General features: G+C 50.7%; 10 protein-coding genes and 5 pseudogenes. 6 read left to right on the top strand and 9 right to left on the bottom strand.

What is annotated here, in order from left to right; translation table 11 throughout:
- The first annotated feature begins 458 nt into the window (after positions 1-458).
- Complete coding sequence (locus AC02Y0_RS24305; RefSeq protein WP_476384442.1) at positions 459-608, top strand: hypothetical protein; 150 nt, start codon at positions 459-461, stop codon at positions 606-608.
- A pseudogene (locus tag AC02Y0_RS24300) lies at positions 589-759 on the top strand (IS630 family transposase); the annotation flags it as partial. The gene AC02Y0_RS24305 and the pseudogene AC02Y0_RS24300, both read left to right, overlap by 20 nt.
- Positions 760-831: 72 nt before the next feature.
- On the opposite strand, the gene AC02Y0_RS24295 reads toward AC02Y0_RS24300, so the two are convergent.
- The 9 genes and pseudogenes from AC02Y0_RS24295 to AC02Y0_RS24255 all read right to left on the bottom strand — a co-directional run bounded on the left by AC02Y0_RS24295 (position 832) and on the right by AC02Y0_RS24255 (position 10,215).
- Positions 832-2,175: a pilus assembly protein TadG-related protein gene (locus tag AC02Y0_RS24295; protein ID WP_476384441.1), complete on the bottom strand. Its 1,344-nt coding sequence runs from the start codon at positions 2,173-2,175 to the stop codon at positions 832-834.
- A 243-nt stretch (positions 2,176-2,418) separates the two neighbouring features.
- Positions 2,419-3,591: a plasmid replication protein RepC gene (gene repC / locus AC02Y0_RS24290; protein ID WP_476384440.1), complete on the bottom strand. Its 1,173-nt coding sequence runs from the start codon at positions 3,589-3,591 to the stop codon at positions 2,419-2,421.
- Between the two features lie 338 nt (positions 3,592-3,929).
- Positions 3,930-4,865, bottom strand: coding sequence for a LysR family transcriptional regulator (locus AC02Y0_RS24285; RefSeq protein WP_476384439.1), 936 nt, complete (start codon positions 4,863-4,865; stop codon positions 3,930-3,932).
- A 5-nt stretch (positions 4,866-4,870) separates the two neighbouring features.
- Positions 4,871-5,878 carry a LysR family transcriptional regulator gene (locus AC02Y0_RS24280; RefSeq protein ID WP_476384438.1) on the bottom strand — a complete coding sequence of 336 codons (1,008 nt, stop codon included), beginning with the start codon at positions 5,876-5,878 and terminating at the stop codon, positions 4,871-4,873.
- Between the two features lie 385 nt (positions 5,879-6,263).
- Positions 6,264-6,542: a hypothetical protein gene (locus AC02Y0_RS24275; protein WP_476384437.1), complete on the bottom strand. Its 279-nt coding sequence runs from the start codon at positions 6,540-6,542 to the stop codon at positions 6,264-6,266.
- A 126-nt stretch (positions 6,543-6,668) separates the two neighbouring features.
- Positions 6,669-7,006 (bottom strand): annotated as a pseudogene (locus tag AC02Y0_RS24270) (ATP-binding protein); the annotation flags it as partial.
- A gap of 36 nt (positions 7,007-7,042) precedes the next feature.
- A pseudogene (gene istA, locus AC02Y0_RS24265) lies at positions 7,043-8,196 on the bottom strand (IS21 family transposase).
- Positions 8,197-8,385: 189 nt separating this feature from the next.
- Positions 8,386-9,390 (bottom strand): annotated as a pseudogene (locus AC02Y0_RS24260) (IS630 family transposase).
- Between the two features lie 111 nt (positions 9,391-9,501).
- Positions 9,502-10,215: pseudogene (locus tag AC02Y0_RS24255) on the bottom strand (IS5 family transposase).
- Between the two features lie 307 nt (positions 10,216-10,522).
- Here AC02Y0_RS24255 and AC02Y0_RS24250 point away from each other — a divergent pair.
- The 4 genes from AC02Y0_RS24250 (at position 10,523) to AC02Y0_RS24235 (ending at position 16,598) form a co-directional block, all read left to right on the top strand.
- Positions 10,523-10,984 carry a DNA mobilization endonuclease VirD1/MobC family subunit gene (locus tag AC02Y0_RS24250; protein WP_476384436.1) on the top strand — a complete coding sequence of 154 codons (462 nt, stop codon included), beginning with the start codon at positions 10,523-10,525 and terminating at the stop codon, positions 10,982-10,984.
- 31 nt (positions 10,985-11,015) lie between these two features.
- A complete protein-coding gene (locus AC02Y0_RS24245) occupies positions 11,016-12,467 on the top strand; it encodes a relaxase family protein (RefSeq protein ID WP_476384435.1) in 1,452 nt (483 codons plus the stop codon).
- 195 nt (positions 12,468-12,662) lie between these two features.
- Positions 12,663-14,738 carry a type IV secretion system ATPase VirD4 gene (gene virD4, locus AC02Y0_RS24240; RefSeq protein ID WP_476384434.1) on the top strand — a complete coding sequence of 692 codons (2,076 nt, stop codon included), beginning with the start codon at positions 12,663-12,665 and terminating at the stop codon, positions 14,736-14,738.
- 84 nt (positions 14,739-14,822) lie between these two features.
- Positions 14,823-16,598 carry a hypothetical protein gene (locus AC02Y0_RS24235; RefSeq protein WP_476384433.1) on the top strand — a complete coding sequence of 592 codons (1,776 nt, stop codon included), beginning with the start codon at positions 14,823-14,825 and terminating at the stop codon, positions 16,596-16,598.
- Positions 16,599-16,606 lie beyond the last annotated feature (8 nt).

Here is a 16,606-nt window from a genome sequence, read left to right as displayed (position 1 = left end):
CACCTAAAAAAGCTCGACGATACGGCCTTGAAGATGGTGCATGACCTGGTGATAGCCATGGAGCCCCGGACGATCGGAAGGCAGAAAAGGAATGGCGCGGCGAAAGCCGCGCCATGACACTCAGCGGGTTGGGTCTGGTTTCCGCCGCGCGCCGGCCGCCTTCGGCGAACAGCCGGCGCTTATGCGGCGTCATTTCTGGCCCTTCTGGCGGAGCCGCCCGGCTCGGATCGATCGGCGCCAGTCCGAGATCCGAGAAGAACAATGAAGAACATCGGAGCTTTCAGCATAGCGCCGCCCCTCCTTCAGGGGCGGGAAAGCGGGAATTCTCGACACGGTTTTGACGGATAAAGGGAAGCCGCAGGAGGCTTAGCATAGCGCCGCGAAGCGGAAGCCGGGACCGACTTCCCCCGGCAAACCGTTCCGTTAGATGCGGTGGTGACAGCAGGAAAGGTGATCCCATGGCTATTGCTCTTGACGAGGCCCAACAAAAGGCAACTGCCGACTACCCCGCAGACACGCTGATCGTCACAAAGCACGAGGAAAACGAACCGGAAGTGTCCATGTGCGTCTCGCAATCCAAGGTGCAGGGTGCAGAAGGCTTTCGCTAAGCTCAAGGCCGTCTTGCGCGCCAAAGCCGAGCGAACGGTTGGGGCTTTATGGAATACCGTCGGACAGATCGTCACGCGGTTCCGACCGCAGAATGCGCCAACTAGTTCAAATCCTGCGGATAAGGCCCCGAGCAAAAAGGCCCAACTCTAGAATAGCCGACGTATCCGCTGGAAAGAGGCGCACTCCACGTACCCTGCTACAAAATGGAGGGAGAAACTTTCATTAACTCGCCAAGCGCAGTTTCCCAGGTGAAGCCGCTTTCTCGAAAAGCTTTTTTAGCGCAACACTCATATCACCTTCGATTCCAACTTCGGAATACAGATCTTCTGATGCACATTCTTTTAGCTTAGGCCCGATCTCATGGGCAAATTTTTTCACATACTGAGAGTAAAGGTGATCATCGACCTCCACATAAGTCGTGTAAAGAATCGCGATTGTAATATTGCGTTTTTTTAGATTTCCACAATATCGAACGTCAATAGGTTCGAAACAACGGCCTCGGCTGCCTGAATAAAACCCTGTACACCCAGTTGGTTTGATGCTGTTTCCTACGCCATCGGTTACAAAAATAACCACCTGTTTACGATCATCGGGCGTTCTCCCTGTACCACCATCGACCTTAATCTCACTCCCAATTTTAGTCAGGGCAGTATCAAAGCTGGTCAGCGCATCATTATTATAGTTGCTGTGCGGCGTGGTCATCAAAGCTACCTCGCCCACCGCCTTACGGAAAGAAGGCAAATCGACAGTAAGGTTTGAAAGCTTACCGATTTGATAACCAGGCTCGAGCGCAGCCTTGCCAAAATTGTAGGCGGCAAAACGGAAACGACTGCTGCCCCCCTTTATTTCCAAGGCTCTATCGATCAATCCCAACGCAGCTTGCTTTAACACATCGATCCTCAACGTTATCCCATTTTTCCGTGCAATCATGTAATTACTGTTGGGATTTATGTATCCATTATTACTTACCTCGTGGCAAGCAAATGCGCATCTTGTTTTCGTTGAGTTAATGAGGGCATTGATATCACGTTTTGTCGCACCCAGTCCCATCGAAGGAGTGTTATCAAGTAAGAGATGATAGTCAACGAAGCTTGGTCTATCTGCTGCATTTGTAGCCGAAGCAGTTCCAGAAACACGGACGAAATTATAACCAAATATTCCCATAATGAATGTTGGAATATTCGCTGAAAAGCTTACTGTAGAAACTACTGTTTCACCAGATCTAATTACAGTAACCTCAACATTTTCTGGACGAATATTCACAATCTGGCTAGCGTTAGCAAAAAAAATGTTTTCACCATCACTTTCTGCAGCTGCGATACTCATTGGAGTGACCTCCGGTCGAGCCAATGCATAACCATTGGAAATCTCAACTATTGCGCCAAGAGCGGCAGCATCAGCCGCCACCATTAGCTTTGCTCTCACATCTGAAACGTAAGAATAATCCACAGCCGAACCGACAGCACCAATGAGGGGCACAGCAAGTAAAGCAGTCATAGAACCGAAATTCCCCGAATTACTTTTCAATAACTTCTTTAGAATTTTCATTATCAAAATCGCCAGCATATAATATCATCAAATTCATTGAACAAATCATTCAATTTAAACACGCTAATATATTTCAATTATTCAACTCCTATTATATATTCTCTCCTATTAATAATACACCTTGAAACGTTATTGGAAAACATCAATTATCGTTATATGGGTATTCCGCATCAATACGACCTACTATGATAATATATTTATTATTGTAATGTTTTTCCGCTGGGCATCGGATGCTCGGACACGAAACACCTTTTCAACACTTCAGAAGGATGATTTCACCCTAAGTGCAGCAACCATCGGCAGCACCGAAAATGCTCCAAGCGCCGACTTGCGCGTCAAATCCCTCAAATAGCTCCCGTGGAACCGTATTTGCTCAGCCCTCTCCAATATACATGCCATGGCTATAGCAGCATTCTGAGTCCCCATGATTTCACAGGCGTCCCTGTAAGCGTTTGGACTGACTCCAAGCATTGAACGAACAACCACTGCCGCAGATATCAAATCCTTCCACGAGCTTATCGTGCCTTTTGGGCCGTAGTGAACGATCTGGCCACACGACCGCAATACCGTAGCCAAAGGTAAATTTTCACATTGGCTCGCGTTCCTTTTTGGAACTTCCACTGTGCAAATTGATTCATTCAGAGATTCAGTATTGTGAATCTCTATGTGCTGACCGGATACGTGGTCATTGGCATCGGTATTTTCCATTTTCCACCTGTTTTTCAGATGGTTCAGCAACTTGTCTTGAAGGCCGACAAGCACCTCATGAACAACCTTTAGATCATATAGACGTGGCTTTCGCGATAGGTGAGGAAGGCCACGCAAATCTGCTTCTATCTCATGCAAGTGGACATCAGGCTGCTCCTCGAAAGCTGCAAAAAGGACCTTTGAAACGTTGCGCCTCAACAGTGAGATCTTTTCACGAAGTATGCGCGTTTCTTGCTCTTCGATCCGCACATCTATTGCCAAACGGGCTAATTCAGCGGAGCGTATAACGAAGGGCTGGAGGCTGAATCCGAACGCCTCGCTAACCTGACCATCTTCCTTTTTACGGCAATAGCGCTTGCCATTGGGGCTATCTCTGCGCTGGATCAGGCCCGCCTCAACGAGCAAAGCTAAGTTATGCCGCAAAGTGGTGCCCGAGATTCCATTTGATCTGGAAGAAAGTTGCTGATTTGACGGAAAAACTACGAGGTTGTCATGCACACACAGAATTCTCTCAGGATGAAAAGAAAGAAGGGCATTCAATACTGCCAATGCTCGATCGCGTAATTTTAAGAGAGAACGGGCCTCGCATATGTTTCGGAACACCTCCCACTTATCTACGCTTTGGTTTGTAAAAACCGGCGCTGGCTGTAACTGCTGCATAACGAACGAACGTGTGACACGACGTGGGCCGAATGGTGTTAGCATCTGCGATGTTTCAATATTCATAGTCTAATCAAGTCAAACGAAACCAGTCACCCAAGAGCATATCAAGCTCTTGACTACATAGGACAGAAGTGCCAGAACTATCGTGCTACGGATAGGGAAAGTCTTCATCGGCTACGGCTGCTGGGGACTTTTCTGTTTGAACGCTTCCTCTCTTTAGGCTGAAATTTGGGTTCAGGTGTTGACTTAGTTAAGTCGTTTGTTTGTTTGTTTGTTTGTTCGAAAATGCAAAAGGGTTTTTGTTTCGGAATTCCTTTGAAGAGGCGCACGCTGAACATTGTTTGATTAAAAGAGCGATGCGTAGTTAAATGGTCCCGTTATCAGCTTAAGACAGGAACTGACTAGTGATCCAACAATGCTTCGGATATCATTGAGGCGATTGAATTGCGGATGCCCGCATGCAAAGGGTCCCGATGCCATTTTTCGTGCCAGATTAGCGACAGCGGGTAATCTGGTAAAGGCTCACCCTTAGCCGGCAAAAAGACCTTCAGGTTGTATCGGGACGCCAGATAGCGCGCCGATATAGCTGGGAGAACTATTATTGCGTCTGTATCTTGAATAAGTCGCGCTGCTGTATGGATATCTGGCGCTGACGACGTATCGTGTGCACCATACCTTATAGTCTCTAGCCCGTCATAAACTTCTCCGAATCCCATATTGGAATTCGTGCCAATTCTAATCGTGAAAAAAGGCTTGAGATCGCTGATTGAAGTATCACCTGAAGCCGCAAAATGACACTTGTTGCTTAGACAAAGTGAAGGAATTGACGGAAGGGCGCGCGAAAAAAAGCCTGACGGTGCATCATCTATTACGCCAATGGCTAGATCAAGCTGCCCATCTTCTATCTGCTTTACCGTATCGGTGAGACTAATCACCGGAATAAAGTCAGTCGTCGGAGATATATCTCGCAAGTGACCCGTTATTCTTGGCGCAAGCATGAGTGCCAAGTGATCTGGCATGGCGAGGCTGAACTTATCAGGCGCGGGGATTTGATCAAATATCGTTCCTATTTTGCCGATGGTTGCGTGCACCTTCGGCAGTAATTTGGTGGCAAATGGCGTTAAACTGAACGAACGACTTTTACGCACAAGAAGATCATCTTCGAAAATTTCTCGCAAACGGGAAAGCGAACGCATTGTAGATGCTTGGCTTATTTGAACAGCTTTACTTGCGTGGGTAACATTACGCAAATCTAATAGTGCATTTAAAACAACTAGCAAATTAAGATCAATATTGCTTAAATCAGATTGAACTTCGAACTTGGGTTTTAAAGACATTTGCATTAGCCAACTTCGGTCGAAGGAAAATAGAGGTCAGGAAAGAGGCAATCATTCTCGAGCACCATTCTTGTCGTATTGCAAATATCCGCAATCAAACGTTTGTTGTTGCTTACATGCGTTTCACTCATCCAACTTAATGAAATTTCCTGCTCCGGGATATCAATTAGTGGCTGCATGACAGCCAGTGGAACCATTTTAGTCAACCAGGCTGCTACGAACTTTGGAACTGTCAAACACGAACGGCTCTTCGAAACAATTAGCGCCGCAGATGTTACATCAGGCACGTCAATGAAACGGGCTGGCTTGTTACTGCACGGAAATTTTGCTTCGGCAACCTCTGGGTATATTTCCATCCCATTTTCAAGAATTCGAATATGATCGAAATCGCGAAAAGCCCCATGATTTGAGCGAGTTGAACCCTGAATACGATGGTCTACACCGACCAAAGTTACGAAACCCATGTTCAAGATATGCTTGCTTTCAACGCCGGCGTACATTTTCGGCCGTGGCCCAAGCAAAAAATCCGTACTGTGCGCCGCCAAGTTATCGATACCCGAGTATACCGTCTTGTATACATCCAACTTGAATCTTTCGTTTCTGTCTGAGCTTGAACGCATAAAATGAGAAAATAAAGCTGGCATCAATTTCCTGTCGACGGTCACGTTAATGACCGGATCAACCTGTCTCGACGAAACAACATCGCGAACATGAGACATTGTCTGTGGCACAATCTGGGCCAGATATTCGCCGCGTGCAGTTAGCTTCATTCCGCTCGAGCCGCGCACAAGTAAGTCATCAGCCAACAGTTCACGCAGTTTTCCAAGTGAACGACTTACAGCAGGCTGCGTCTGCCCCAAACGCCGCGCGGCGTGAGTGACATTCCGATATGCCAGCAGAGCATCTAGTGCAACTAGAAGATTAAGATCTACACTTGCAAATTTCCCGCTTGGCTGCCGAAAAAATTTTGCTTTACTTGATGCCCCAGACTCATGCGCATTCTGACACTGCATTAGACCAATCCGTAATTGTTCTGAACATAACATCCAAAATAATCCATCGTTCAATTTCCGTTTTCACTCAACGCACCAATTCCCATCACTGGATGCTATGACGTAGTAACGCGTCGCGTCAAATTTGACCATGATTGTGGTTACAGTGTTGGTTATAAATGCCAATAATTATAACAAATTATGAATGCGCTGAGGTAATCAGCCCATCTTGAGGCTTTGTTTGTGAAGCGTACATTTTATATTGCACTATCATAATATCCCATCGAAAATTGTATCTGGAAGCCTCTAAAAACTTCTCCATTTTCAACAACTCCTGATTCAATTCACGCGTGATTTGGCCGGGGCGGATGATGCGGGGACAGCCTGCTTTTTTTAATCTTAGCGATCATTGCGAGCGGCTGAGTGCCATTTGCGATCCGCTCGAGACGCTGAACAGCATCATCCGGTGATCGGTGTTTGATAAGCCGCTGGCCAAGGCGCTAAAGCGATCGGGTGGATCAAGGGGCGAGCGTCCACCGATTCCGGTAGTTTTGATATTCAAGATCCTGGTGCTCCAGGCGCTCTCCGACAAGGTGCCGGATGTCACGACGATCTGGCTGTTTCGGAAAGCCCGGTGCGGGCCGATGCCATCGAAAATCTGTTTGCCCGTTTCGACCAACATCATTCGCGATCCGGGTATCTGGCCAAGGGTGGCAGATCGTCGATGCGAGGATCATCCAGGCTCCCAGGCAGCACAACAGCCAGGAGGAGAAGGAAGTGATCAAAGCCTGTGAGATAACCGCAAAACTGTGAGGAAATGAACCGCTTCGTGACGCTCGACGAACTCGGGCTGTGCCAGGGTAAAGATGCGATTCCGGTTGAGAGATGGTTGAAAGGTATAATCAAACCGGCGAGCGTCTTGATCGTCGCAATCCTGCCCATTCGAAGGGCGGTCTTGGTGCGACTGTTCTCGCGGAGGGTGAGTTCCTCTGACAGGAGAATATCGATGGCCTCGACGGCCGGCAGCCCACCGTGCTCGAGGCGGCGTACGACATGGTCGAGAGCTTCCAATGCGCGGCATCTTCAGACCAACGAGATCAAGACGGATGCCGTCGATCATCGACGGAATGGGTCGAGGGTGGCGCTCATGGTCGGTTCTCCTGTGCTCGGACCTTGCCGACGGCATCAGAAGGCAAGCGATCGCTGCAGCACGGTATCGCCAGCGGGTTTGACAACATAAGATTCCTGCCGTCTCCCCGGCCAATGTTGCGGTTGAATGGGTCGCCGATGATTCGGATGAACCCGGCGCTGTTCACGGCCCTCCAGGACAGGATGCGCTGCGATCAGCATGCCGTTCTTGAAGATGCGGACCTCATCGGTGAGGGAGTGAACCTCAACCATTCGGCTTCGCGTGGCATCCGTAACGGTATAGGTATTGCCACCGCCGCTGACTATGCCCTCCCGCGACACGCAGCGCTCCAGCTTCAGACCGGATCTGAACGGTGCCAGCGGTAATGGCCGCAGGTGCGGCCGCTCTTCGGCGAAGGCTTCATTGACGAAGCGCAGGGTTGTCGCATGCTTCCTCGGATTTGCGACGGTATACAGCCAGTGTCGGAGCTGGGCGTTCAAGTCGTCGAGATTGCGAAACGAGCGGGTCAGGAAGAAGTCCTGGCGGATGTACCGGAACGGCCGCTCGACCTTGCCCCTGGTCTTGGCGCGATAAGGTTTGCATGCCTTCGGGTGGAAACCTAGTGGCGTGCCAAGTCGATGAGTGCGCGATTGTAGATGATACCTTCCGTCTGGCCTTCGCCAATGACGGCGGTCTTCATCCGGTCGTAGAGCACCTCCCTTGGAGCGCCGCCAACGGCCTCGAAAGCCGCGATGTGGCAGCGCAGGACGGTTGGCAGGTTCTGATGCATGACGAAGAGCGCCCAGATGAGGCGGCTGTAACCCAGCACCATCGAGAACAGCTAGACGATCCTCGGCGTCATCGGTTCGTCGGTGAAGACGACGTGGAACTGGGCGAAATCGACCTGAGCCTGCTCGCCGGGCGGCGTCTCGAAACGTACCTCATAACCCTCGTTTGCTGCAGGGCGCACATTACGGAGAAAATCCGTCACGGCCGTGTAGCCTCGCTCCTTGAGCTCTCGTAACAGCCGACTGCTGTTCAGGCATGGATAGGTCTTCACCCGTTGTCGCAGGTAAGAAGCAAACGGATCGATCACCGTCGCTCGCGACTTCCTGGGACCATAGGCCGGAGCCTCAAGGCCTCGCTTTATGTATTTGCGGACCGTCTTGCGGTCGACGTCCGTTTCTCTGGAAAGGGCCGACACCGTCAGCCCCTACTGATTCAGATCCATGATCATGATCGTCTCCCTCAGCTTGATCACCAAAATCCCCCGCCCGACCATCGGAAGGTGTATCGGCGATGACACGCCGCTGGTCTTCCGGCGCGCGCGCCGGAAGACCAGCGGCCGAAGCACCTGGGGAAGATTAAAACGGCACTATTGGGGAGTACTGCTCCGGCACTAACAACGGGCGTCGACGGTGACGTATTCCAAGGCGAAGCAGCCGATGTAAACGCCGACATACTCGGGGTCATATCCGCAGGATTTGAAGTAGTTGGCGCATTCTTGCGGCTCGAACAGCATGACGATGTGGCCGACCGTATTCCATAAGCCCTCGACGGTCCGCTCGGCTTTGGCGCGCAAGACAGTTTTGAGCTTGGCGAAGGCTTTCTCGATGGGGTTGAAGTCTGGACTGTAGGGCGGAAGGTAGAGTAACCGGCACCCTGCACCTTCGATTGCGAGACGCACCCCCTCCGTTTTGTGTGCCGACAGGTTGTCCATGATGACGATGTCGCCCGGCACCAAGGTTGGAATGAGAACCTGTTCGACATAGGCTTGGAATGCGACGCCGTTCATTGCGCCGTCGAGGACCATGGGCGCGGTCATGCCCGTAAGCCTGAGTGCCGCCGGTGAATGTCGTCGTCTTCCAGTGCCCGTGGGGGATCGGGGAGCGGCATCGATCTCCGCAAGGGGCTCGTCAGCGAAGCCGGGGCATCTTCGTGCTCAGGCCTGTTTCATCAATGAAGACGAGGCGCGCCGGATCGAGATCGAGCTGGCCGTCGAACCAGTCCTCGCGACGTTTCAGGAGATCGGGACGCTCCTGCTCCAGTGCATGTGCGGTCTTTTTTTAAAAGTCCAGCCGCGCTTTCGCAGCCAGACATCAAGCGCACTTCGGCCGATCGATACGGCTCTTTCCTCGTGCAATCGCTGGACCATCTCATTGAGTGTGATGTCCTTCGCCTCTTCGATCATCCCGAAGATGAAGTCCTCGTGAGTATCCAGGCGTGAGCCGCCGCGTCGGCCCTGCTTCGCCGGGGTCAACAGACCAGCTCGCGCACTCGCAATCCAGGCGATGGCTGTCGAAACCCTAATCCCAAATCGGGCTGCCGCTGAACGCGCCGACATGCCATCCCGCGACGCAGCCAGAACGCGGCTACGCAGATCATCACTGAAAGCCCGGGTCATAATGCCTCCGACCAAATCACCAGTAGAAGCGATGGAATCAGAATTCGGCTGCCAAGGAAGTTCTCAACGCGATACCGCGTTCAACGGACGCGCTTTAGGGTTCAGACTCAATCATAGCCAGAATGCGATGAGGGTCGCCAGTGCGACTGCGGAGAGAAAGTTCCGGGCGAGCTTGTCGTAGCAGGTTGCGACGCGTCGAAGTCCTTCAGACGGCAAAGGGCGTTTTCGATGAGATGGCGGCTTTTGTATCGCTTGGCATCGTAGCAGATTTGGGACTTGCGGTTTGACCTGCCAGGAATGACCGGGACGATTGCCGACTGGCGCAGATGCTTTCGCAGGCTATTGGCATAGTACCCCTTGTCGGCGAGCAGATATCTCGCGCCCTTAAGGCCATCCATCAAATGTGGCGCTACCAGGCTGTCTGCCGCGTTGCCACCAGTCAGCGTGAAGGCAAATGGATGCCCAATCACATCCCTGAGGACATGGATTTTGGTGGTTTGACCGCCTCGCGACGCCCCGCCTGATTTTTCGCCCCCTTTTACCGCCATGGGCCGAACGGTGCACCTTCACGTAGGTGCTATCGATGGAGGTTCTTTTGGTAACCGCGCCGGACGTTGCGAGCGCATCGACCAGATCGATCCAGAACCTTTGTCGATGGGCGGTAGTCGGTTGGACAATCGCACCATCGGCAACCAACCTTGAGAACATGAATGATGCCGGAGATCACCCGGCGGTCATCGACGCGGCGAGCGCCCCCTCGTTCCGCCGCAAAAGCGGCTCGATGACAGCCCATCGCTCATCTAACAGCCAGAACAGATGCCCCATTCCAACGTCCAACCTCCAACCTGTTGATTGAAAATCATGAATCCGATTTTCTTCATAAAATCAACGACATCGATGGGTTTAAACCATAGACCGGTTCATCTTTGCCGTTGACAGCGGTTTCGGCGCAATATTTTCCGGTTAGAACCATGTAATCCGCGTACAAACAAACAAAAAAATGCAAAATATTACAATTGAAATCATAATCTGAATTATATTTCCGTCGTCCACTTTATAAAAGTTCGCGAAATTGATAATTTTTTACAAAACTTTTTTTATTATTACGTCAATCGAGGCGAATTGCAGAATAATGAGCGCTATTGATAATACGGATTTTCTCGGTGATTTTCCATTTATTCGAAGCAACACGGCTAAGTCCGACACCGCCGAGGACTACAAGATTGTCAGCGTCCGCCTGCGACTGGCGGAGTTCGAATCTTTCGCACAACAGGCGCACAAGCTTGGCCTGACTCATAACCTTGCCTTACGAATTGCGATCAGAAGGATCGCCGGCTTTCTCGAAATCGATGAAGAGACGCGCCAGCTACTGCGGCAAACTTCCACTAATATTGGCGAAATTTCGTACAATCTTGGGCGCTTGGGCCGCGCTGCCGAAAACGATGCAGGCGTCGATATGCAACAGCTCAATGAGCAGCGAAAAGCGTTTGGACGGGCATCAGCAACGCTAGATGACAGCCTGCAATCCCTTCTGAATACCGCCGAGCGTAGGCTGGACGGGCGAGCGATGCTGAAAGACGCAGCCGGTCTCTAGACGATCCAGCCTTGTCAATGGATGCAGCGTGATGGTCGACCATGAAGCGGTTGTAAAACGAATTCACAATGGTGGAACACGCTCGGTGAAGGCATTGAAGCGACAACTCGGTTATCTGTCCCGCCAAACCAATCCTGAACGGGAGACCATTCGACTGGTAAGCTCCGCGCAGCTCATGTTCGAAAATGATGATGGCATCGAAAACCCGAATAACATCGAGCAGTTTGCGGAACTGCTGTTTACGCGGTCTGGACGACTACCGGCAGATGATGCCGAGGCTGAGCTGCCCCATGACCAAACAATTCACTTCGTCCTCAGTTTCCCGCAAGGCACCGATATCGAGGATGCTGAACGCGCTGGCCATGATTGGGCAATATCTGTGTTCGGACATGGCTACCGAAATTCTCGGGGATTTGTTCAGCGACACAAATTCGTAGCGGCGTACCATCGTGCCTACGAACATGGCGACAATCCCAACCCTCATATGCATGTTGTGGTTGATCGTAGCCCCCGCGGTGGCGGAAATTTGCTGACGCTGAAAAGGGGGCATCCGCACTGGAGCTATGAAGCAATGCGGGTTCAGGCGGTAGAGGCTGCGGCCAATCATGGCATTGAGCTGGTTGCAACCACCCGCGTAGACCGTGGTCTCCAAGAGCGTCCCATGACCGACGTCCAGATGCACCGTTTGAAGCGCCTGCTTATCGGGCGTCCAACCACCCTTGATGAATATGAACGACGCAAAGCTGATGCGGCTACGGTGCCCTATGAGGACGACGAATTCGACGATTACGGTTTTGCGCCGGCAAATGCCGACCGAGCATTCACGCCACTCGACGACGATAATGATGATGATAGCCGCGCTGGAGGTGATGACAGAAGTGCGTCCAGTGAGAGTAGCGGCGGCCGCGACCATAACCGGCGAAGTCCCCGCAGTATGGCTCCCTTGCTCGACAGCCGACACAATGACCATGATGAAGACGACGACTGGCCGAGCGGTACTGCGGGAACACGTCTGACCGCTGGTAACCTACAGCTATTTCGGGAGCAACTCTTGACAGAACGCGACCGCGCTGCGGATGCGCAGCAAGGGGCACAAGATAACGAAGCAGCGGATACAGGCGAAGGGGCTTCCGAGGACAATGAGATTAAGAAGCGTCGCAAGAAGGCGAGGAAGGATCGTCGCCGCGCACTCAGGGCGCTCCATACACATCGAGCCAATACGGAAAACATTGCCGAAGACAGTATTGTGGCCTGGCGTGAAGAGGACCGGCACTTGCTGCGCAAGGCGCGGCTTGCGCTGATTGAACAACGCAGGGCATTTGCGGGCGAAACAAATGTCACAACACGCGCTCAGGCCGCCGCGGCTATCCGTAATGGTCAACGGCCTGAAAACGATCATCATGCGGCCAATCGTGGGACTGGGCCTGACGAGCGGCGACGCGGTCGCCAGCTTCCGGGGGCAGATCCTGACCATAGCCGTTAAAAATCCTACGCAATGCCGAATAGCCAAACGAAATCCGGATATCAGCAGCCCATGGCGGGCGCTGCGATACCACATCGTGATGAAAGGGTGCTCAACCAGTGCGATCGTCCGCATGTTTTTTATACATCATATAAACTTCACAAAGGGGACGAGACTTGATCACGGTTACGGCCTGTTGCAAGGAGACCTGTACCGATGACTGAAAGCATTGGTGAGAAACTCAGAACTATCTTTCATAGCACACTGTTTTCAGTGCCGTTGGGCTTGCTGGTCTGCGACATCTACCTCGCCACAAGGCAGGGTTTCGACACGAAAGTCTTAAGCGAGCTTGATCTCCTACTGGTCTGGTACGAGACGCCTTTCTATCTTGGTCATATCAGCCAGCTATTCATTCGTTGCCTCATTATTCTAACTATCACCGTGGTCGCCGTAATGCTGTTGATGGCGATTTTCATGTTCAAGAAACAACATCACGGCACTGCGCGCTGGGCGCGCAAACACGAAATGGCACGGCTAAAATATTTTCAGCCATATGATCAGATATCCGGGTCGATTTTCGGCAAAACGACAAGCCCGCGCCGCTGCGGAAAATATCTGACGAACGGCCCGCAGCCGCACAGTCTGATTGTAGCTCCCACGCGTGCGGGCAAGGGCGTGGGGGTGGTAATTCCAACCCTGCTGACTTTTAACGGCTCCGTTCTGGCGCTCGATGTCAAAGGCGAGTTGTTCGAACTGACCTCGCGTGCCCGCAAGGCAAGAGGCGATAAAATCATCAAGTTCGCACCGATGGACAAGGACGGCGTAACCCACTGTTACAATCCCGTACTTGATATCGCTGCGATTAAGCCTGAACGACGTTTTTCAGAAGCGCGCCGCCTTGCCAACAATCTCATCGCCGCCAAAGGCAAAGGCGCAGAAGGCTTCATTGATGGTGCTCGAGACCTGTTCGTTGCTGGCATCCTTGCCTGCATCGAAAGAGGCGAGCCAACCATTGGCGCAGTTTACGACCTATTTTCCCAGCCAGGCGAGAAATACAAGCTGTTTGCAGGATTGGCGGAAGCCAGCGAAATTCCAGAAGTACAGCGCATATTCGACAATATGGCAGGTAACGATACCAAGATCATCACGTCCTATACGTCCGTCCTAGGCGACGGCGGCCTGAATCTCTGGGCTGACCCGCTTATAAAAAATGCGACGAGCCGCTCGGATTTCAGCATCTATGATCTCCGACGCGATCCGACCACAATCTATTTAACGGTGAGCCCAAACGATCTTGAAGTGATTGCGCCATTGGTGCGTCTTTTTTTCCAACAGATCGTATCCATTCTCCAGCGTGAAATGCCTGTCAAAGACGAGATATTCGAAGTGCTTTTTCTCCTCGATGAGTTCAAGCACCTCGGCAAGTTGGAAGCTATCGAGACCGCAGTAACGACGATCGCCGGCTACAATGGTCGGTTCATGTTCATCATTCAGAGCCTTTCGGCGCTGACTGGCGCCTATGAACAATCCGGCAAGGAAAACTTTCTGAGCAACACCGGAGTTCAGGTGTTCATGGCAACCGCTGATGACGAGACGCCGGAGTATATTTCAAAAGCCGTCGGGGAATATACCTTCACCTCTAAAACAAAATCATACGATTCCAAAGCGTGGTGGAACACCAACGTGCAGGTATCTCAACAGGGTGAAAAACTTCTCAGGCCCGAGCAGATTCGCCTGATTGCCGACGACAAGCAAATCGTTCTCGTCAAAGGGCAGCCACCTTTGCATATTGACAAGATAAAGTATTACTCCGACCGGCGCCTGAAGAAAATCTTCAACGCACAGACCGGTGCGCTTCCTTTACCTGCCCCCCCCTCAATGTTCGGACCGGAGGCGCCCATGAAAAATACGGACCCACTTCTCCGGCGAGATGACGCGGTTGATGTGCAGGAGAATGATATCGAAGGGTTGGAGTATGACGATGAGGATCATGAGGTGCTGGTGGATATCGACATACGTGAGGACGAAAACCTCACGGGCAAAATTGCCGATCACCAGGGCGAACTTGCCAGGCAAATCAATCTGGACGCGTTTATGCAGAGATTCGATGCCGCAAATCAAAAGCCAGCAGAAGACAATGAGCCTGCACCGGGTGCACCGGGAGGCTTCGAGCCTGACGGGCTAAGCGAAGAAACACATGCCATGGCCGACCAACGCCTGTTGTTGGAGCGCATTATCGCTCTGCAAACACGGGATGGAAGTCAGTATGACGCGGGCGACCCCACAATCTAACGGATATCAACTATGCAATACAAAAAGTAACTCAATGAACGTTCGCACGCGAAGACTTATTATTCACCAACGCTAGGGGTTCCCGTGGTAAAAAGATTGAATGACTCATCGGAACAGGGCTCTAGTGTAAAACGCTCTCGCCCCGATCACCAAACGGCTCCTTCATCTCCGCAAAAACATTTTTACCTGCCCCCTGAATTGCAAGCAGAAATCGTCCGAAATGTTGCCGAATTCCGTGATCCCGTAGGCTCACTCCGATCTTTAGCAGCACTATCAAGATCCAGTATTTTTCTTAAGGACGAAGCAGAACGCTCCTTAAACCAAAACTATAGTATAAAACAAATAAATGACATAATGAAAGTATACAATGATGTTTTGGAGAAGATACCCTACGATACGCGAGCATCCGACAGAAAAAGCTTAGGCATGAAATATCTGATGTCCCAGGCAGATTTAATGCCCATGCGAACCTCAGAGGAACGAACCCGTATTATAAAGGGCCTGCTGAAATACAAACACAACGAGCTCCCCGGAGCGTCAATAAATAATCTAATAGACAATATCGAATATGCTAAGGTTGAGGAACGTAGTCGAATAACGACATATGCTCTAGATTATGAAGAAAAAGGGGAGAGTGTAGACTTCGCTGAAAGCTTGGTGAAACGTTTGATAAGTAAATCACAATACCTTACAGCCAAGGAGCGATCCATACTGATTGAGAAAAATTCCTACTTTCTTAGCAATGAGCATGCAAAACGGGCGGCGACAGGCTGGGCTGATAAGATGGATCTTCTCAACGAGAATGACCAGAAGCGAATTCTTGCGCATTTTTTGGACGGCAATGAAAAGGGCAATGGATATCTTCGCCATTTTGCCAAGCATCTGTATAAATTGACGCCCACTAACCGCTCCGCACTGATCAAAACCAGTATGGAGACTCCGCATGAACAGGTAGGACGATGGGAAACATTTAATGAGTTGGCCAAAAATCTTAATTATTTAAATGAACAAGATCGACTTTTAGTTTCGACAGTTATTCTCAAAAGCAGCGAGACACCTGCCGATGAACATCTCGATCGAGATGGCGAACATGTGTTTTATGACGGGGCTGAGCTCTACAAGCTAGAAGCGATAAATAGTCTTTCGAAACATCGAAAAATATTGAGCACAGATAACATTAGAAAAACAAATTCATTCATTTCTCAAGCAATCAAAATTAAAAACAATGTCGATATATCAAATATCTGCTTTATTGAGCACATGACTGGCCAAGGAGAGCGCGCTAGCGTCGTTAAAGAAGCGCTTGCAGATGGCAGAGATGTGATCGCCTACGGCCTTACTATGCGCATCCCAGAACTTTCACCAAACGAAAAGGCAGTGTATCTCGAGAAAATCATGGGTGCTAATGATACTGTGATGGATAATTGCATTCGGCATAATATACGTTTCAATATGAAGCAATTTTCTGAAACCGAACGCAGCGAACTTGTTGGACACCAGCTGGCATTTATAAGAGAAAATCCTTTTTCTAAACGAGTCGGCCCGGCTTTGTCAGAAATAGCCATTGTTGCAGACCAGCTTCACCATGAAGATGTCAAAAGACTAATTGCCGCCACAAAACATGTAATTACAAAACGACTTGATGATGATAATTTGCCTGACAACGCTCGAGCGACGGTGAACTCTTGGGCCTCATATGCAGCCCGGGGGCTAGCTCAATGGGCAGGTTCAAATCTTATACGTGATCGAGCTTCGTTCATGCCGTTGGCAAAACCTGAAAATACTGAAGGCAAGGTGGGAGGAAGCAGCACAACATTCGAACGAAGTGAACGTACGCGAGAGAGTTCTATAGGCAGATAACAACACGA

The organism is Allorhizobium sp. nf9_anc, from assembly GCF_056323085.1.
This window is presented reverse-complemented; position numbering and strand designations above follow the sequence as displayed.